Source organism: Niameybacter massiliensis, from assembly GCF_001282685.1.
In the GTDB taxonomy this organism is placed as follows: domain Bacteria; phylum Bacillota; class Clostridia; order Lachnospirales; family Cellulosilyticaceae; genus Holtiella; species Holtiella tumoricola.
In genome coordinates this window covers 2,933,900-2,954,039 of record NZ_LN875035.1, presented here as the reverse complement: position 1 = coordinate 2,954,039, position 20,140 = coordinate 2,933,900, and the positions used below count along the sequence as shown (strand labels likewise).

The window sequence follows — 20,140 nt, the reverse complement described above, 5'->3', positions numbered from 1 at the left end:
GGGATGAAACGGAACTTCTTTAGTGAATGGGTTAAAATATGTCTTGGAGTAGGAATGAGCATAAGCTTAATCTATGGTGCACTTTATTTAATAGGTATTCCCGGGAAATATATGTTAGTGGCTATAGCGACGATAATAGGTTATATCATATGGTGTTTAGTTTTGAAGAATTTCTATACCTTTATAGCAGGAGCCGGGAGTATAGGGCTTATTGGTGCTGCAACAATCCTTTTAAAAAATCATGAAAAGTGGACAAGTAGTATAGAACAATTGGGGCAATATATAAAAGCAAATGGATTGGAGCTTGGTATAACCTTAGGTATTACACTCGTTGTATATATTTTAACCCAAAAATACTTTAATAAAGTACTTCTTATGATGGTAGGGGTATGTCTTTATGGTTTTATTATTTTCTGGGAAAAGGACTTTAATGGAGTAGGGCTAATGCTTTTTGTGATAATCGCCTTACTATATTTTTTCTACGATTATTATTTGAAGCTTTTAGATGAAGCAGAAGAAAGTAGAAAGATGAAAATGAGTTATTTCAAAATCACCAGCTTAATTTGTGGTTTAACATTTGTACTCACTGTATTTAGTGCTTCTACAGCACCCATTAAATTTACTGCATTACATAGACTATTAGATAAGAAGGAGTCAGGAGAACATAAAGATGCCTATACAAAATATTATCCTTACAAAGGTAAGTTAGGTGGGGATATTGTCTTAGGCAATGAAGAAGTACTAGAGGTAACAACGACAAAAAGTACTTATTTTAAAGCGGATACAAAAAGTATTTATAGAGGGAACTACTGGACTAATGAAGAAGAGAACCCTGTTGTAAAAAGTATTGGTGAGTATCAGTTTTTAGATACCCTTGAAATGATACAAGGTATGCGCTTATTATCCAATGCATCAGAAGATAGACTATATAGAGATCAACTGTATCGAATTAAGTTTAAAGATATATTGACTCAGTCTTTGTTTATCCCAACTAAAAGTAGTAATTTAGCTGTGTCTCAAGAAGTAAAAGAGTTTTACCAAATACATGAAGATAACTTATATATGGGGTCAGCCTTTGGAAAGGGATTTACTTATAGTGTTCATGGCTATACCCCACAATATAATACAGAAGAGTTTAAAGAGGCTATCAGGAAAAGTAAAAAAGGTCTGTACGCTGAATATAGGAAAATAGGTGATACAAGTGTTCTAACAAGAGAAGAGTTAGGGAAGTGGATGATAAGGGCTGAGGAGATACAAGAGGCCTATACACAGTTACCCAATACTGTGCCTGAGCGGGTAAGAGAATTGGCTTATGAAATTACAAAAGACTATGAAAATGCTTATGATAAAGTACGTGCTATAGAAAGCTATTTGGCCTCTCAATATACTTATACTTTGACACCAGGAGAAAATAATGTACGTAAAGATTTTGTAGATACCTTCCTATTTGAAAAAAAAGAAGGTTATTGTACCTATTTTGCAACAGCAATGGCGGTTTTAGCTAGATGCATAGACTTACCTAGTCGCTATGTTGAAGGTTATGTAACACCAGCAGTTTATCAACAAGGAACCAGTACTTATATGATTACCAATAAGCAAGCACACGCATGGGTAGAAGTGTATTTTGAAGGATTTGGGTGGATGCTCTTTGAACCAACTCCAGCTTATCAAGGGGTATTAAGACAAAGATATGTAGGGACGACAGATCCCTATTATCCAGAAATGGAGCCTATTGAGCTAGAGGATAGTAACATAAACAACTCACAGCCACAATCACCTGTGATCAAGTCTTATAGCAAGCTAAAGGGTATAATGGGTATGCTAGTAAGTACTATACTTGTTATTTTGGGGAGTATTATTTTTGTAAGAAGGATGAAGAAGGATAAGCTATTACCAAGGGAATATATTTTAGAGGAGTATTCTGATGGATTAACAAGGCTAGCAATGAAAGGACTTAAAGTAGAAGAAGGAGAAACTGAGCTTATTTTTGCTAAAAGAGTAGATGAAAGACTTGGCACAAATGTATTTGAAGAAATGACAAAACTCTATTTACGCGCAAAATATAGCAATCAAGGCATGACACAGGAGCAAAAAGAAAAGATGCGTGGGCTTCACACATCTTTAAGGAAAATACTTAAATAACATTTGTAGGGGTATTAGATAAGAAGTTTTTAACATTATCTAGCATAATAACAGCACGTTTTTCAAGTGCTTCAATAGTGGCAAAAGCAATATGTGGTGTCACAATAACATTTGGAGCACTAAAGAGTGGATGGTCAGAAGGTACAGGAGGTTCTACTTCAAAGACATCTATACCAGCACCGGCAATTTGATGATTGAAAAGTGCATCAGCAAGGGCTTTAGTGTCTACAACAGGACCACGTGCTGTATTAATGAGAAGAGCATGTGGTTGCATAAGTGCTAATTTGTCTGCATTAATAAGATGTGTTGTAGATGGTGTAAGTGGGACATGTAAAGAGACAATATCACAAGTTTTAAGAAGTGTATCTAAATCAGTATAATGAATGCCTTCTTCATTTTTAACAGTACGGCTATAGGCATAGACTTCACATCCAAAAGCAGCAGCCACTTTAGCTACACGCATACCAATTGCCCCCGTACCGATAATGCCAAATTTCTTTCCTTCTAATTCAAATCCAACTAAACCTTGTTTTGTACCTTCTTGGCGTACTACTTCATTGCAAGGAATAAGATTACGATAGAGTCCAACCACCATGCCAAATACTAAGTCTGTAACGGCAGCATTAGAGTAGCCAGAACAATTACAAACAGTGATATCACGTTCACGGCAAGCATCAAGTGCAATGTGATCTACACCAGTGAAGGCAACCGCAAGCATCTTAAGGTTGGTACACCCTGCAATGACTTCACGAGATAAAGGCAAGTTAGATACAGCGATGATATCAGCATCTTGACCGCGTTTAATAAGTTCATCCGTATCAGTTGTACGTGTATCATAGTAAATAACTTCTATGTCTTGTCCTAAAGTATCATGTGTTAAAGAAAGTAACTTTTGTTCATCTACCCCTAATGGTTCTATAATAACTAATTTCATTTCTAACACCCCTCTATAGTTTTGTTAATTCTATCTTAGAAAGGATTAGGGAGAAAGTCAAACAGATATGATTATTTTGTTTTGAAAGGTGCCATACTAATGAAGGAAGTATTTTAGTTCTGGTACAACTAAATATTTTAAGAGTAGGACATCTCAAAAAGAGGTCGCAAAGTTGCGACCTCTTTTTTATTACCATCCACCGCTTGAGCCGCCACCATTAGAAGAGCCGCCTCCGAAACCACCATTTCCTCCAAATCCACCAGGACCACCACCATTTCCACGACCTCTGCCACCACCAGTAATACTAGAAATATAGAAGATTTGTAGTAGGCTAGAGAGAATACGTCCTCTATTTAGAACAATATCTAGAAGAAGTAAGACAATAATGATAGGTGCAATAGAAGTTTGTTTATGAGGTTGTGTATTTGTAGAAGGCGTAACGCCATATTCTTCAAATAAAATAGCATTAAAGCTATCATAAGCTTTTATAAGACCTTCTTCATAGCGGCCCTCTATAAATTCGGGTTTTGCTATATTGGTCATAATACGATTACTAAGTGCATCAGGAATAAGACCTTCTAATCCTCTTCCTACTTCAACGCGCCAACGCTGATCCTTTGTAGCAAGGAGAATAAGCAAACCATTATCTTCCTCCGCATGACCAATACCCCAGCTCCTAAAAAGTTTAATGGCATAGTCTTCAATAGGAATACCTTCAGTTGAAGGGACCACAACAACAATAGCTTGTGCACCTGTTGAGAGCTCTACTTGTGTACCTACTTCTACAAAATAATCTAGACCTTGCTTAGAGATTGCGCCAGCATAATCGTTAATGTATTTGTATGTTGTAGGTGAGGGGAGAGATGGTGTAGCAGCTAAAGAAACAAAGTTCAAAAGTGTAACAGTTATTAGAACTAAAGTTATGAGCTTCCAATGTTTAGATTTATTTAGCATAATCAGCCAGAGAAGTCTACAATCGGTGCTTCATTAGCACCAGCAGTAGCTGTATATAATGGATAATCTGGGAAATTAAATAGGGAAGCTACAATATTAGTAGGAAAACGTCTTTTTTGATTGTTATAGCTTGCTACAGCAGTATTATAGTCTTGTCTTGCAATAGCAATTCTGTTTTCAGTACCTTCTAGCTGAATAGATAAGTCTTGAAAGTTCTGATTAGACTTTAAGTCAGGATAGCGTTCTACAATGACAAGTAATCTAGATAGAGCATTACTTAATTCACTATCCGCCGCAGCTTGCTCTTTTACATCAGTCGCACCAGCAAGTTTACTTCTAGAATTGGCGATGTCTGTAAAAATTTCTTTTTCTTGAGTTGCATAGCCTTGTACAGTATTTACAAGATTTGGAATAAGATCCATACGACGTTGAAGTTGTGTGTCGATATTGGACTTCGTTGTATTGACATTTTGTTCTTGCGTAATCAGATTGTTGTAACTGCCAACAGTAGGAATAGCAAGGAGTACAATCACAATAATGATACCAATAAGTACTTTCCAGCCTGTTTTCATCTTATCAAACTCCTTTCTTAATATAGAAATAGTATGTGTAGAAATGAACAGGATTATAGAATGAACAAACCTTAATATTTATGCTATAATAAATTTAAAAAGTTAGAAAATAAAATACAATTTTAGGGTGATAATGATGGATCCAATATTAAGAAATATTTGCTTAAATATTAGTATGTTGGTTTTTATGGCTTATTTATTTACACGTATTCCTATAATAAAAGATTTTATTTTTAATGATAGTGACAGATTATACTCAAAGATTATTCTGGCAGTTATATTTGGAGGAATGGGGATTGTTTCAACCTATACAGGAATCAGCGTACAAGGTGCAATAGCAAATACAAGGGTTATTGCTATTGTAACAGCAGGAATCATCGGGGGGCCTGTAGCAGGTGTAGGTGCTGGACTTATAGCAGGTGTACATAGATACCTTATTAATATAGGGGGATTTACGGCAACAGCATGTGCCATTTCTACTATACTTGAAGGGCTAATAGCAGGATTATTCTCAAATCGTATACAGAAATCAAAACAAAGAGGGATGTATATAATAGGTGTTACTATTTTGGCTGAGCTGGTACAGATGAGTGTCATTTTGCTTGTAGCAAGGCCATTTAATCAAGCAGTAGAAGTGGTAAAAGCAATCTTTATACCTATGGTATTTCTAAATGCAGTAGGTGTAGGAGTCTTTATTAATATTTTAGATTTTATTGTTATGGAGAGAGACTATGAAGCTGCAACACGTATTAAGCTGTCTTTAAAAATAGTCGATAGATGTTTACCCTATTTTAAAAATGGATTTTATAATGAACAAAATTTACAGGATATGGCTCAAACTATTTTAAAGATGTCTGATGTATCAGGAGTAGCCATGACAAATGAACAAGAAATATTAAGTTGTGCAGGATTATTAGAAAAGGCACAGTTTAGTCAATGTACCTATTTAAAGGAACTCATTAAGACAACATGTATAACAGGTAAGATACAAGTAGCAGATAAGCATGAGCTAGGGGAAAAAATCTTTAAATCTTTTAAGATGTTTACAGTAGTCATTGCACCTATTATAAAACATAATGAATGCTTAGGATGCATGGTTGTTCTCATTAACAAATCTAAGAAGGCCATACAAGCAGAAATAGGCTTTGTAGATGGTTTAGCCAAATTATTTTCAACCCAATTAGAGTTAGCAGAACTAGATAATCAAATTAAGTTAAGGCAAAGGGCAGAATACCAAGCCTTACAATCTCAAATTAATCCTCATTTTCTTTTTAATGCTTTAAATACAATTAGTGCATTGTGTAGGGAGAAACCAGAGCGTGCAAGAGAGTTACTTATTGTGTTAAGTACTTATTTTAGAAATACTTTAGAGGAAAGCTTAGATTCTATAAGTTTAGCTAAGGAGATAGAGCATGTTAAAGCCTATTTACAGTTAGAAAAAGCCAGGTTTGAAGAGCGGTTACAAGTAGAAATAGACATGCCAGAAGGGATTTGCTGTACAGTGCCCAACTTTATTTTACAACCTATTGTAGAAAATGCTGTGAAACATGGTGCCATGAGTAGAGCAGAGGGCGGTAAAGTAATCGTTGCTGTCACACAACAAGCACAAGAAGTTATCATTACAGTAAGTGATAATGGTAAAGGGATAGAAGAAGGTTTACTAGAAGATCTCTACAAAAATAAAATGGCAAAAGGGAAAGTAGGCTTATCTAATGTACATAGAAGGTTAAAAAGTGTTTATGGAGAGCAGAATGGTTTACAAATTGATTCAAATATAGGTAAAGGTACCATTTGTACCATACATATACCTTTGATGAGAAAGGGGGAAGTAGCATGAAAATTGCTATTGTAGATGATGAGAGACCATCGAGAAGTGAGTTAAGATATCTTATTGAAAAGTATTTGCCTTATGTTGAGATTGAAGAGGCAAATAGTGGACAAGGTCTTATGAAAAAAGTTTTAGAGATACCTTTTGATGTGATTTTTTTAGATATTAACTTAGGAGATGTACAAGGCATAGAGTTAGCGGCTTTAGTCAAAGGCGTTCTACCTGAGGTGAGTATTGTTTTTGCTACTGCATATGATGAATTTGCTGTAAAAGCTTTTGAAATGGAAGCAATAGATTATATTATGAAGCCCTTTGATGAAAGGCGAATAGAGCTTACTATGAAGAAGATTATGAGGCAACATAAGAGAAAGCAAGTTTTAAGAGATCAATCTATAGAAGCATTACAGGTAAAAGAACAAGCAAGAGAAATTGGAAAGCTGGCTATAGGTACAGATAAAAAGTTAAATTTAGTGGATATTAAAGAGATTGCCTTTATAGAAGTAGATGAACGTGCGTGCAAAATACATACTTTTAAGGGTACACTGCAAAGTGGGCAACCCTTAAAGTATTTTGAGGAAAAGTTAGGGAAGGAACATTTTCTAAGGATACATAAGAGCTATATGATTAACTTAAAGTATGTAACAGAAATAGAACCAAGTTTTAATAATATGTACGTTGTTAAGCTAAGAGGATTCGAGAGAGAGGCACTTCCTGTAAGTCGTAATCATATTAAGAAATTGAAAGAATACTTTTTAAGTTAAAACTGTGCATTTAAAACGTGAAATCAAACCTTTTAAACAAGAGTATATACATTTTAAACATAAAATTCTGACGTTTTGCTATAAATTTGTTAATATATAATAAAACAAGGAGGGATATTTATGATTACATTTTTTGTTGCACTTGCCCTACTTATAGGAGGGTATTTTGTTTACGGAAAAATAGTTGAAAGGGCATTTAACCCTGATGACAGGCTGACACCAGCAAGCACGATGGAAGATGGTGTAGACTTTGTACCGATGAAAACAGGACGTATATTTTTGATACAACTTCTAAACATAGCAGGTCTTGGGCCAATCTTTGGTGCACTACTTGGTGCATTGTGGGGACCAGTTGTATTCTTATGGATTGTATTTGGAACCATCTTCGCTGGTGGTGTACATGATTATTTATCAGGTATGATTTCTGTACGACATAATGGTGCAAGTATATCTGAAATAGTAGGTATGTACTTAGGGAATGGTATGAAAACAGTCATGCGTATTTTTTCTGTGGTTCTTCTCGTATTAGTTGGTACAGTATTTATGACAGGACCAGCAGGATTGCTAGCAAGACTTACACCCGATACACTTACAACTAATTTCTGGCTTATTGTAGTACTTATATATTATTTCTTAGCAACATTATTACCTATTGATAAATTAATCGGAAAGATTTATCCAGTTTTTGGATTAGCTCTTATTGTTATGGCTCTCGGAATCGGTGGTGGTATTTTAGTACAGGGATATCATATTCCAGAGTTAACACTTACTAATATGCATCCGGATAATTTACCAATCTGGCCAATGATGTTTATAACCGTTGCTTGTGGGGCCATCTCAGGATTCCATGCAACTCAATCACCTATGATGGCACGTTGTATTAAAAGTGAGAAAGATGGACGCAAAGTATTTTATGGTGCAATGGTAGCAGAGGGGATTATTGCTCTTATTTGGGCAGCAGCAGGTGTTGCCTTCTATGAAACAACAGGCGGTTTATCAGCAGCACTAACTGAAATGGGCGGTCAAGCAGGTGTTGTTTATGATATTTCATTTAAACTTTTAGGGCCTATGGGTGGCGTACTTGCAATGATTGGTGTTATTGCATGTCCTATTACTTCAGGCGATACAGCATTTAGAAGCGCAAGACTTACCCTTGCAGACTGGATGGGCAAAAATCAATTACCAATGAAAAATAGATTAATCCTTGCAGTGCCACTTTTAGCAGTAGGTGGACTTCTTTCACAAATAGATTTTAATATTATTTGGAGATACTTCTCTTGGTCAAATCAAACATTAGCCATGATCGCACTTTGGGCAGCAGCGGTATATCTTTATAAGAGCAAAGCAAAATATTGGATTGCAGCAGCACCAGCAGCCTTTATGTCAGCTGTTTCTTGTACTTATATTTTACAAGCACCAGAGGGCTTTAAGCTTTCAACAGCTATTTCTTATCCAGTAGGCGCAATCTTTGCGATAGTATGTTTAGGAATATTCCTTAAAACAACCATATTACGTAAAAAAGAGGAAAGTAGCCTAGATGCATAGACTTCAGCATCACTAAAATAATATCTGAATATACCTTGCGGATTGACTTTAATCGATTATCCTATATAGTATAAGAAGATAATAAATAGGAAACTAAAACATTTTGTTTTAGCTGGAGGATACATGGCTATTAATTTTAAGAATACACAAAAGCTTAAGAAGAACTTCATGTACAATAACTTAAAGAAAAGTAATTGTTTTGATGTAGACTTTTCAGGTTCAAATTTTGACTTTACCAGTTTAAGAGGGGCACATTTCAAAGGATGTAACTTCTATAAATGTACCTTTAAATCAGCTGAATTAGTAGGAACAAATTGTAAGAAGAGTAAATTCAAACAAGCTAAATTTGAAGATACTATTTTTGAAGGGGTTAACTTAAATGGTGCAGACTTCAGTGGAGCAACATTTAAAAATACAGTATTTCTAAATACAGATGTAAGTGTAGCAGCTAACTTAAACTTAAATGATGAAGGTATTACAGTTTATGAATGTATGCCAGAACTTGAAATGAGTGAAGAACTTAGAGCTGCCATCTTAAGCCTTATGGAAAATGAATATGTGAAAGCTTCACGTGTACTAGATACAAAAGATGGTGACATTAATACACTTAGTGTAATACGTTTACTTGCACACTACGAGGAAAAAGCACTTATTCGTGGATTCAAAATTATGCAACCACGTTTAGACAAAGAGTTCTGTACACTAAGTTATTTACTTAAAATGTTAGAGACTTATAAAGAAGCCGGATTTCTATAAAAGACTGCCTATGCAGTCTTTTTTTTATTTAACAAAGATTTAATATAAATCTAATATTTGTCCAATGTGGATTTAACCTCATAATATTATTCTTTTAACTGAAGAAAACAGATAATAAAGGGGAAATCAAAACATGAAATTAAATAAAAGATTCGTTATAGCACTAGTAGGAATGGCAGTACTTGCATCATCATTTGTAGGGGTAACACAAATGCAAGCAAGTCCAACACCAATCGTAGCAGCTGCTGCAGCAAATACCAAGAAGGTAGAATATAAGAAACCAAAATATATCTTTACATTCATTGGGGATGGTATGTCTTATGTACAGCTTAATGCAGCACAAGTATACAAAGGTGCGACAGAAAAAGGAGGCGTTAACTTAGGCAAACTTGCAGTAAGTAGCTTCCCAGTTGTAGGTTCAGCAACAACACAAGATTCTACATCTTTCTGTCCAGATTCAGCTTCAACAGCTACAGCGATTTCTAGTGGGGTTAAAACACATAGTGGTGTAATTGGTTACAACGCTGACAAAGAAACAAAACCAGAAAGTATTACAGAAAAACTTAAAGAAGATGGCTATAAAATTGGTATCGTAAGTAGTGTTTCTATTGACCATGCTACACCAGCTGCTTTCTATGCTCATGAAGTATCAAGAAGTAATATGTACAATATTGCAATCCAACTTGCTGAAAGCGATTTTGATTACTTTGCAGGTGGTTCATTAGCACAACCAAATGGTAAAAATAAAGATCAAAAAAGTGCTTTTGAAATTATAGAAGAAAATGGCTACACAATTGCTGATACAAAAGAAGAGATTGCAGCATTAGATAGCGATTCTGGTAAAGTCTATGCAATCAGTCCAAAACTCCAAGAGTCAAATGCTATGAGCTATGCACTTGATAGTGAAAAAGGGGATTTAGAACTTAAAGATTTCGTTAAAAAAGGTATTGAAGTATTAGACAATGAAGATGGATTCTTCATGATGATTGAAGGTGGAAAAATTGACTGGGCAGGTCATGCAAATGATGCAAGAAGTAACATTGGGGATGTTATTGCATTAGATGAAGCCATTCAAGTAGCTATAGACTTTGCAAACAAACACCCAGAAGAAACTTTAATCCTTGTAACAGGTGACCATGAAACAGGTGGTATGAGCATCGGATACTCAACAACTGGTTACAATACAACATTTGATATGTTAGAAAATCAAACAATGAGTTATGTAGAGTTTGATAAACTCATTGCTGATTATAAAGCGACTACAGATATTAAGACAGCAAAACTTGAAGATCTTCTTCCAACGATCAAAGAAAACTTTGGGCTTATGACATCAAAAGATAAAGATGCAAGCAAAAACCCTGAGTTTGTGCTTACAGATTATGAATACAACAAGTTAGAAAAAGCATTTGAAGAAACAATGAAAGCATCAGCAGATCGCTCTAAAGACCAAGAAGCAGGTCTTCTCTACGGTGGATATGAACCACTTAGTGTAACACTTACACACCTTCTTAATAATAAAGCAGGTATTGGCTGGACTTCTTACTCACATACAGGTGTACCAGTACCAGTATACGCAATGGGCCAAGGTCAAGAACTTTTCAGTGGTGCTTATGATAACACAGATATCTTCAATAAACTTGTAACAATCTGTGGCCTTGAATAAGTAATACATAGCAGTAAGTAAGGTTGGGTTATTAAAAAAAGTCTAAATGGAGTAAAAGGTGAGGGGACTTAAAAATAAAAGTTATCCTCACCTTTTATAGTTTAAATAGGAATAAGTCTATAGGATGGTTAGACTTGAAATATAGAATCAATGGATAGGAGTAAGGTGATCAATGAAAGCAGCTCTCAAAAATAAAAATGTTATCTTTTCGCTTTTATGTCTTATATTGATAGGCATACTACTTATCATTCCTACAGGGTTTGAAAAACAAATGTATGTCAATGCAGAAAGTGTTAAGGCAAAGGTCTTAGAAACTAACGAAAGTACAGTATATAACAATGGTCTACTTAGACAAGGAAGCCAAGTGTGCCAAGTAGAATTATTAGGTGGAACCTTTAAGGGGGAACAAGTAGAGGCAGTCAATCTTCTAACAGGTAAGTTAGAGTTTGATAAGTTATTTCAAGTAGGTGATACAGCACTTGTATTAGTTGAAAAATCTCAATCAGGAGAAATCCTATTTGTGAATATGCTTGACCATTATAGGCTATCTGCTGAATGGTTTATTGTACTTGTATTTATGGCAGCATTACTTATTTTCTCTGGAACAGTAGGTATTAGAACGATTATATCTTTTATATTTAGTTTACTTTGTATATGGAAATTACTAATTCCAATGCTTTTAAAAGGCTATCAGCCTATGATATTAGGATTAGTTATTGGGTTAACAATGGCTACAGTAACTTTAATCTTAGTTGGAGGGTTTACAAAGAAGGCCTACTGTGCAATAGCAGGTACGGGGCTCGCTTCTATATTGACATGTTTTATGGCAATGGGGTTTGGAGCCATCTTCAAAATAGATGGAACGGTTATGGCGTGGTCTGAATCATTACTATACGCGGGGTTTGAAAACTTAAACTTAACACAAATCTATCAAGCTGCAATTTACTTATCTTGTTCAGGAGCAATTGTAGACTTAGCAATGGATTTATCTGCTGCACTAGAAGAGGTGGTAGAGAAAAAGCCAGACATATCAAGCAAAGAGATTTGGGTGTCAGGTATGAGAATCGGAAGGTCTGTAGTAGGATCTCAAGCGACAACATTACTCTTAGCTTATATGGGAAGTTTTATTACAGTTATGATGGTTTATATGGCACAAGGTACACCAATGATAAGTATTTTAAATTCCAAATCTATTGCAGGTGAAATTTTACATACATTTGTAGGCTGTATAGGTCTAGTGATTGTCTCACCACTTACAACGATGATCTGTAGCTATGTATACAAAAAGGAAAAATAGTGTGCTATAATGGGTAGCGATGAATGTCGGACCATAAAGGAGTTTATTATGTTAGCCAATTATCATACGCATACGGAATGTTGTAAGCATGCAACAGGAAAAGTTATAGATTACGTAGAAGCAGCAGTAAGTGCAGGTGTAGAAATACTAGGGATGTCAGATCATACTCCATTTCCAAATAATAGCCTTTGGCCAGAAGTAAGAATGGCATATGAGGAATTAGATGACTATATTAAGGAGATTGATGAGGCACAAACAAAATATCCACAAATCAAACTGTTAAAGGCGTTTGAATGTGAATTTATTGAAGATTATAGTTCATTTTATAATGAAGTGCTAAGAGGACAATATGGGGCAGATTATTTAATTTTAGCAGGGCATATGATTCATGGAACTTCACCATGGAATAGGCTAGGTATGGTTAAAAGTGATAAAGAAGAGCTTAAACTCTATGCCAACTATCTAGTAAAAGCAATGGAAACAGGATTATTTAAGTTTGTAGCACATCCGGATGTGTTTGGACACTTTTATTTACCATGGGATGAAGAAGCGATTGCAGCCTCTAAATATATTATTGAAGCAGCAAGTCACTATAATATGCCATTAGAGATTAATGGATACGGATTAAGAAAACCAGAGATTATGACACCACAAGGTTATAGAAAACAGTATCCACTAAAAGGATTCTGGGAGCTAGCAGCTGGGTATGATTGCAAGGTACTAGCTAATTCAGATGCACATAAACCAACTGATATTATTGCAAAAGTTGAAGAGGGTTATCAGATTGCAGATCAATACGGATTAAAAAAAGTTGAGTTTGTATGGTAAACATAGACTTTTTTAAATACCTATTCATTCAAAGGAATGATGAAAGAATAGATAACATGAGATGTAAGAGAAGACACATAAGTTGATGGAGAATAATCACTTGTGTGTCTTTTGTATTTATGAGAAAATAATATGAAAATGAAATAAGCGAAGATACCGGGGGGAGAACTATCATGAAGAAATTGATAGGTGACAAAAAGTTTTATCAGATGGTATTGGCCATTGCAGTACCTATTATGATTCAAAGTGGAATTACAAGCTTTGTAGGATTAATAGATAATATTATGGTGGGCCAAGTGGGGACAGATTCTATGTCTGGGGTTGCCATTGTTAATCAATTGCTATTTGTGTTTAATTTATGTATTTTTGGTGGGATATCAGGTGCTGGGATTTTTACAGCACAATTTTTTGGTCAAGAAAATCATGAAGGGGTACGAGATACTTTTCGTTTCAAAATTATTATTTGTGCAATGATTACAGCTATTGCAATACTTATTTTTGGAGCATGTGGAAGTAGTTTAATCGCCCTTTATTTACATGAAGGAAGTAGCTCGGGAGACATTGGTAATACGCTTACATATGGAGAAGAGTATTTACGTATCATGTTAATTGGGCTTATACCTTTTGCCATTTCACAAGCGTATTGTGGTACTTTACGTGAGACAGGAGAAACCATAGTACCTATGAAGGCAGGGATTGCTGCAGTATTAGTAAACTTAGTTTTAAATTACTTACTAATCTTTGGACATTTTGGATTCCCCAAACTAGGTATTGCAGGAGCAGCTATAGGTACGATCATCGCAAGATTTATAGAGTGTCTTATTGTAGTGGTATGGACGCATAGACATCACGAAAAGAATCCATTTATAAAAGGTGCTTATAAAACATTAAGGGTACCACTAGCCCTCACAAATAAAATTATCATAAAAGGTATGCCACTTTTACTTAATGAAGGATTGTGGGCAGGTGGTATGGCAGTATTGATGCAATGTTACTCAGTTAGAGGATTATCAGTAGTAGCAGGGATTAATATAGCCAATACTATAGCCAATTTATTTAACATAGTATTTTTAGCATTAGGTAATGCAGTAGCGATTATTGTAGGGCCACTATTAGGTGCAGGTAAAATGGATGAAGCGAAAGAAACAGCTTACAAGATGATTTTCTTTTCTGTTTGTTGTTGCTTAATACTAGGAGGGGTTATGGTAGTTGTAGCTCCAGCATTCCCGATGCTTTATAATACGACAGATGAAGTTAAAGATTTAGCAGCTTGGTTTATACGTATTGCAGCCATATGTATGCCTATATACGGCTTTTTACATGCAACTTACTTTACACTTCGCTCAGGTGGCAAGACGATTATTACCTTTATATTTGATAGTGTTTATTTATGGTTAGTAAGTATACCTTTAGCTTTTATGCTAGCCTATTATACAGGCATTAATATTCTAGTAGTGTATTTAATGTGTCAGTTAGTTGATATTTTCAAATGCATGCTAGGGTATATATTACTGAGAAAAGGTGTATGGATACAAAATCTTGTAACAGATTAAAGAGATTAGAAATAAGAAAAGCTGTTGTACATATGTATAACAGCTTTTTAATGTATAGAAATTGTAAGATAAAATTAAGAATAGAGAAAGGTATCCTATGATATAATAGAAATATTCAGACATGTAGTCGTTAGATAAAAGAATTTCTTAAAATAGAAAGGCTAGGAAAAAACACAATGGAAAAATGGGATTTATATAATGAACAAAGACAACCTTTAAATAGAACACATAATAGACCAGAATCAATGGTCCTAGGTGAATATCATGTAGTGGTAAGTATTTGGACTGTAAATAGTAAAAATGAAGTACTCACTACGTTAAGACATCCGGAAAAAGATAAATACCCAAACTTTTGGGAGAATACAGCAGGTTCAGTCTTAGCAGGAGAAACAAGTAGACAAGGTGCAAGAAGAGAACTATTAGAAGAAACAGGTATAAAGGTAGAAGAGGAAGAACTTTACTTTTTACGAACCATTAAAGAAGAGAGTGCTTTTGTGGATTTATACATTGTAAGAAAAGATATAGGCCGTGATGAATTAGTGATGCAAGAAGGTGAAACTGTAGATGCTAAATGGGTAAGTCTAGAAGTATTAGATGAAATGATAGAGTCAGGGCTTATTGCAGGACCGGTTGCAAAAAGATTACTACCTATAAGAGAGGATGTTGAACGTTTTATATTTAATAAATAAAAGTAATAGGTGTTGGGGGAGAACACAATGAAAATTTATATTGTAGGGATAGTGGCAAGTGGTAAAACAACATTGGCTAGAAGGTGGTCAGAAGAACTAGACATACCTTTTTACGAACTAGACTGCATTATATATGGGAAGAAAGATGGCGTAAGATATAAAAGAACGCCAGAAGAACAACTAATGATTATAGAGAAAATCGACCAAAAAGGTGATTGGATTATCGAAGGTACTTATAGAAAAAGTTGTCATCAACTTTTAGATATAGCAGATAAAATTGTCTTTTTAGACCCTCCATTATGGAAGCGTAAAGTAAGGATTTTAAGTAGATACCTTAAACAAATTTGTGGTCTAGAAAAATGCCATTATACACCTACTTTAAGCATGCTCAGGTCTATGTATAACTGGTCAGATGACTTTGAAAAAAGTAGAGACAAATTTGAAAAGATGCTTTTTAAATATGGTGATAAGTTAATTCTTCTAAGACGTTCTAAAGATGTCTATATAAAAGAAGATAAAATTCTAGAATTTGTTGATGGATAGGGGTATTAAATAAGAGTTTAAAATAAACTCTTATTTTTTTTGTGTTGACAAGTATACTTGTCAGTGATATGCTTTCACTATGACAAGTATACTTGTCAAGTTGGAGGTGAATGGAATGCCCCTGTACAATCGTGTGAAACAGATGAGAGAAGAAAAGGGTATAAGTCAGACAGAATTTGGGAAGCTTTGTGGGGTATCAAGGCAGACAGTAAGTAGTATTGAACGTGGAGACTACCATCCTTCAATTGTATTGGCAATCAAGATTGCACATATATTTGATAAGCAGGTAGAAGAGCTATTTTGGCTGGAGGATGAAGAAAATGAAAAGCTATAATTGGAAAAAGGGAATTGGGATTATTGTAATAAGTGGTTTTATTGGTGGGTTAATAGGAGTTTTGATGAACATGATAGAAGGAAGTAATTATTTAAATACAATTATAAGCGTTGCCCAAGGGATATCACCAAGTTTATATATAATTGGTCTTATATCAGGTATCATAGGAATTGGAGGGTATTTTTACTTTAATGGGAAACTGAAAAAAGAACATTATTGTGATGAAGAAGGCTCTTTCTACGATACTCATGAAAAAGCAATGAGTGTAGTGATGATGTGCTCTACCTTATGTGCAGTCATAAACTTTACTGCATTAGGCATAAATATTTTTAATGATACACCTTTTGCCACATTATTTTTTGTAAATGTTATATTAGCTTTTTGGGGAGAGGTAGCACATATTGCTTTAGTCAAAAAGGTTAGACCAGAACTTGATGCAGATCCATTAGAAGTGAACTTTAATAGAGATCACTTTGATAAACTAGATGAATTTGAAAAAGATAAAGTAGGGAAAGCGTGTTTTAAAACAATATCAATGATGACACCTATCTATGTGTTTTTATTCTTATTATGTTATGGAATAAGTTTGGTATTTAACGTTAGCCCAGTTATTTGTTTACCAATTGGAATCATTTGGGCAGTACAAACTATTTTGATGACTTATTATAGCAACAAAGATTATAGTAAGAGCAAATAATAAATTATTGTGGGAGGTATTTGAAGATGTTTAAAAAGGTTTTAAGTTTAGGATTAATGACAGTCATGTTAGCAAGCTCCGTTTCAGTTTTTGCAGGGGAAGTTGATCCAGCAAAATGGGCATTAAGTGAATTAAATGATGCAGAGGCCTATGGCGTAGCACCAAAAGATTTTGAAAAAGGACTGAATAATGTTGTATCTCCAGAACAAATGAGTTTTATTATACAAGGGCTTAGAAATAAATGTATAGAAGCAAAACTTGTTGCTAGTACAAATACAGAAGTTAAATTAGGTACAACAAGAGGAGAAGTATTAGAAGCTTATTATACTGTTCTTAAAGATTATAGTGGATTAGACTTAAAGAATGACTACATAGCTTATATGAGCGAAAATCAAATTATCAAAGGTTATGGTAAAGAGGACCTTAGATTACAGCAACCATGTACGGTACAAGAAGCACTTGTTTTTGCATCACGTGTAGTAGAAAGCGTATATGACCAACTTGGGTTAGGCACAGATGGGTTCTTATGGGAAGTAAGCGATGAAAATAATACAATTTATTTACTTGGTACTGTACATATTGGGAAATCAGAAGTATATCCATTAAGCAAAGGGTTAAGGAAAGCTATTGAAGCTTCTGATAAAGTATCTTTTGAAGTAGATTTTGCCAATCAAGAAGGAATGATGTATTTAGCACAAAAGCAAATGTACTTAGATGGTACAACATTAGATAATCATGTAGATGAAGAAACCTATAAACGTATTGTCGCGCTTATGGAACAATATGGAGTACCAGAAGAACAAACAAAATACTATAAACCTTGGGCACTTTCTAATACATTAACAGCCTTAACAGCACAAGATACAGAAAGCTTAGAAGCAGTAGCAACCTATCCAGTTATAGATGCTTATGTTTATTCAAAAGCCCTATTAGAAGACAAAGAAATCTTAGAAATTGAAGGCTATGCCTTCCAAGCAGATTTACTTGATGGCATACCTGTGGATTATCAAATTCAAAGCTTAAAAGCAGGATTAGATATGGTAGAGGCAATACAATCTGGTGAGGGCAATGCAGAAACTGCAGAAGCTGCACAAGCTGAAGTAGAAATGATGAATAGCTGGATACAAATGATGAAGGTAAGAGATATAGAAGGATTTGAAGCAAGCTATCCTAAAGATTCAGGTATTGAAAGTGGAGATATTATGACTAAAGCTCTCTTTGAAGGGCGTGATGCACATATGACAGAAAAAGTAGTAGAATACTTAAATGACACAACAGATGCAAATTACTTTGTAGCTGTAGGTGCAGGTCATATGATAGGAAAAGAAGGAATTGTTAAACGTCTCCAAGAATTAGGTTATACTGTTAAAGTAGTAGAAAGATAGGATTTTGTTAAAATAGTTTGAAATATAATAAGTCTACGAGATGATTAATCAATTATTTCGTAGGCTTTTTTGTATGCTATAATAGGGGGTGACACTGACAGCATTAGAGGAGGCAACATGAGAAAAGTAATATTTTTTGACATTGATGGAACATTAATTAATAGCTGGGATGGAATAATGGATATAACACCGAAGGTGAAAGAAGCAATAAAGAAAGTACAAGCCAAAGGCCATTATGTATTTATTGCAACAGGTAGACCTTATGCTTTTATAAGCGATGAAATCATGAACTTTGGATTCGATGGTCTGATTTTAGCAAATGGTGCACAAGTTATATTAAATAATAAAACACTATTCACAGATAAAATAGATAAAGCATTTGTAAATAAAGCAGTAGAAACATTTGAAGAACTAGGAATGGAATACATACTAGAAGATGAATACTACTCTTATATGAAAGCAGATTATGAAGAATACTATAATTTTTATTTAGGTGTAGGTGCATCTCCACAACTTGTAAAACGTGAGTATGACATAGATACAATTGAAGTACAAAAGATAGAAATGCGTTGTCCAACAGAAGAAGCCTATGAAACATGCCTAGACTTTATCAAGGCACATCCAGATTATGATTATTGGCATAGCATTAGTGCTAAGGCTTTTGAACTTTATCCAAGACGTAATACAAAGGCAACAGGAATTTTAAGAATTCTTAAATATTTAGGTATTCCAGTAGAAGATAGTTATGGTTTTGGAGATGGAAAAAATGATATTGAGATGCTAGAAACAGTAGGCTATGGTATTGCTATGGGAAATGCAACTGATGAAGTCAAGCAATATGCTAAGGCTGTAACAGATACTGTACATAATGATGGCGTAGCTATAGGGATTGAAAAATATATTTTAAATAACTAGAAAATAGGAGTGTCTATCAATGAAAAATTGGAAACAGGGTGCAGTAGGTAAAAAGTTTATTGCTTCTTATAGTGGAGGTAAGGATAGTTCCTTAGCACTTTATCAAGCCATGCAACAAGGAGAAGCAATTGGTATTATTGCTATGATGGAAGAAAAGGGAATACGTTCTAGATCTCATGGATTGTCAGAGGAAATGCTACAAGCTCAAGCAGAAGCTATTGGTGTACCTCTTTATATAGGTTGTGCCAGTTGGGAAGGATATGAGGAAGTATTCATAAAGTTACTACAAGAAGCTAAAGAAAAAGGTGCACAAGTGCTTGTAACAGGCGATATTGATGTACCAGAACATGAATGTTGGCATGAACGTGTAACAGAAAGTGTAGGACTGGGATTAGGTATGCCTTTATGGGAAATGGACCATAGAGAAGTTGTTAAAACTTTTATTGAGGCAGGTTTTATTACTAAGATTGTAACAGTTAATTTAAATAAAGGAATGAGAGCAGAGGATTTAGGCAGAATTCTAACAAAAGAGTATATGCAAGAGTTAGAAGAACGTGGTATAGATCCTTGTGGTGAAGCGGGTGAGTTCCATACTACAGTCATAGATGGACCATTATTCAAAAAGCCAATCCCTGTAAAAGATGGTGAAATAACAAGCCGTGGTGAATATATGTATTTATCACTTGCATTAGATAGATAAAAAGTGCTTTAGACAAATAAGAAGAAAGGTTGTAGCCCATAGAT

19 protein-coding genes are annotated in these 20,140 nt (G+C 34.7%); 16 read left to right on the top strand and 3 right to left on the bottom strand.

The genetic code is table 11. From position 1 onward, the window contains the following. Positions 1-3: 3 nt before the first annotated feature. Positions 4-2,142 carry a transglutaminase domain-containing protein gene (locus BN2390_RS19430; RefSeq protein ID WP_053985951.1) on the top strand — a complete coding sequence of 713 codons (2,139 nt, stop codon included), beginning with the start codon at positions 4-6 and terminating at the stop codon, positions 2,140-2,142. On the opposite strand, the gene BN2390_RS19425 is transcribed toward BN2390_RS19430, so the two are convergent. The 3 genes from BN2390_RS19425 to BN2390_RS19415 all read right to left on the bottom strand — a co-directional run bounded on the left by BN2390_RS19425 (position 2,135) and on the right by BN2390_RS19415 (position 4,602). Further along, complete coding sequence (locus BN2390_RS19425; RefSeq protein ID WP_053985950.1) at positions 2,135-3,076, bottom strand: 2-hydroxyacid dehydrogenase; 942 nt, start codon at positions 3,074-3,076, stop codon at positions 2,135-2,137. The genes BN2390_RS19430 and BN2390_RS19425 overlap by 8 nt on opposite strands. 189 nt (positions 3,077-3,265) lie before the next feature. After that, positions 3,266-3,970: a TPM domain-containing protein gene (locus BN2390_RS19420; RefSeq protein WP_242847701.1), complete on the bottom strand. Its 705-nt coding sequence runs from the start codon at positions 3,968-3,970 to the stop codon at positions 3,266-3,268. A gap of 62 nt (positions 3,971-4,032) precedes the next feature. Then, on the bottom strand, positions 4,033-4,602 hold the full coding sequence (locus BN2390_RS19415; protein ID WP_053985948.1) for a LemA family protein: 570 nt from the start codon (positions 4,600-4,602) through the stop codon (positions 4,033-4,035). Between the two features lie 136 nt (positions 4,603-4,738). On the opposite strand from BN2390_RS19415, the gene BN2390_RS19410 reads away from it, so the two are divergent. The 15 genes from BN2390_RS19410 to BN2390_RS19340 all read left to right on the top strand — a co-directional run bounded on the left by BN2390_RS19410 (position 4,739) and on the right by BN2390_RS19340 (position 20,096). Next, the gene (locus BN2390_RS19410) at positions 4,739-6,439 is read left to right on the top strand and encodes a LytS/YhcK type 5TM receptor domain-containing protein (RefSeq protein ID WP_053985947.1); all 1,701 of its coding nucleotides are present in this window, start codon (positions 4,739-4,741) and stop codon (positions 6,437-6,439) included. Continuing rightward, entirely contained in the window at positions 6,436-7,191 is a 756-nt protein-coding gene (locus BN2390_RS19405; RefSeq protein WP_053985946.1) for a LytR/AlgR family response regulator transcription factor, read from the top strand. The genes BN2390_RS19410 and BN2390_RS19405 overlap by 4 nt, the downstream gene beginning before the upstream one ends. 120 nt (positions 7,192-7,311) lie before the next feature. Beyond that, positions 7,312-8,736 (top strand): carbon starvation CstA family protein, encoded by a 1,425-nt coding sequence (locus BN2390_RS19400; RefSeq protein WP_053985945.1) that lies wholly within the window; start codon positions 7,312-7,314, stop codon positions 8,734-8,736. Positions 8,737-8,859: 123 nt separating this feature from the next. After that, the gene (locus BN2390_RS19395; RefSeq protein WP_053985944.1) at positions 8,860-9,492 is read left to right on the top strand and encodes a pentapeptide repeat-containing protein; all 633 of its coding nucleotides are present in this window, start codon (positions 8,860-8,862) and stop codon (positions 9,490-9,492) included. A 133-nt stretch (positions 9,493-9,625) separates the two neighbouring features. Beyond that, positions 9,626-11,155, top strand: coding sequence for an alkaline phosphatase (locus tag BN2390_RS19390; RefSeq protein ID WP_053985943.1), 1,530 nt, complete (start codon positions 9,626-9,628; stop codon positions 11,153-11,155). A 172-nt stretch (positions 11,156-11,327) separates the two neighbouring features. Beyond that, positions 11,328-12,452: a YibE/F family protein gene (locus BN2390_RS19385; RefSeq protein ID WP_053985942.1), complete on the top strand. Its 1,125-nt coding sequence runs from the start codon at positions 11,328-11,330 to the stop codon at positions 12,450-12,452. A 48-nt stretch (positions 12,453-12,500) separates the two neighbouring features. Then, complete coding sequence (locus BN2390_RS19380; RefSeq protein WP_053985941.1) at positions 12,501-13,280, top strand: histidinol-phosphatase; 780 nt, start codon at positions 12,501-12,503, stop codon at positions 13,278-13,280. Positions 13,281-13,453: 173 nt separating this feature from the next. Then, positions 13,454-14,833, top strand: a complete 1,380-nt coding sequence (locus BN2390_RS19375) for an MATE family efflux transporter (protein WP_053985940.1) — start codon at positions 13,454-13,456, stop codon at positions 14,831-14,833. 176 nt (positions 14,834-15,009) lie between these two features. After that, positions 15,010-15,522, top strand: coding sequence for an NUDIX hydrolase (locus BN2390_RS19370; RefSeq protein WP_053985939.1), 513 nt, complete (start codon positions 15,010-15,012; stop codon positions 15,520-15,522). A gap of 27 nt (positions 15,523-15,549) precedes the next feature. Then, entirely contained in the window at positions 15,550-16,065 is a 516-nt protein-coding gene (locus BN2390_RS19365) for a P-loop NTPase family protein (RefSeq protein ID WP_053985938.1), read from the top strand. A 142-nt stretch (positions 16,066-16,207) separates the two neighbouring features. Further along, positions 16,208-16,399 carry a helix-turn-helix transcriptional regulator gene (locus tag BN2390_RS19360; protein WP_456299453.1) on the top strand — a complete coding sequence of 64 codons (192 nt, stop codon included), beginning with the start codon at positions 16,208-16,210 and terminating at the stop codon, positions 16,397-16,399. Further along, on the top strand, positions 16,386-17,096 hold the full coding sequence (locus tag BN2390_RS19355) for a DUF3169 family protein (RefSeq protein WP_053985936.1): 711 nt from the start codon (positions 16,386-16,388) through the stop codon (positions 17,094-17,096). Before BN2390_RS19360 ends, BN2390_RS19355 begins: the two co-directional genes overlap by 14 nt. A gap of 26 nt (positions 17,097-17,122) precedes the next feature. After that, positions 17,123-18,481, top strand: a complete 1,359-nt coding sequence (locus tag BN2390_RS19350) for a TraB/GumN family protein (protein ID WP_053985935.1) — start codon at positions 17,123-17,125, stop codon at positions 18,479-18,481. A 117-nt stretch (positions 18,482-18,598) separates the two neighbouring features. Further along, positions 18,599-19,396 carry a Cof-type HAD-IIB family hydrolase gene (locus tag BN2390_RS19345; protein WP_053985934.1) on the top strand — a complete coding sequence of 266 codons (798 nt, stop codon included), beginning with the start codon at positions 18,599-18,601 and terminating at the stop codon, positions 19,394-19,396. 19 nt (positions 19,397-19,415) lie between these two features. Further along, positions 19,416-20,096 (top strand): Dph6-related ATP pyrophosphatase, encoded by a 681-nt coding sequence (locus BN2390_RS19340; RefSeq protein WP_053985933.1) that lies wholly within the window; start codon positions 19,416-19,418, stop codon positions 20,094-20,096. Positions 20,097-20,140: the final 44 nt, after the last annotated feature.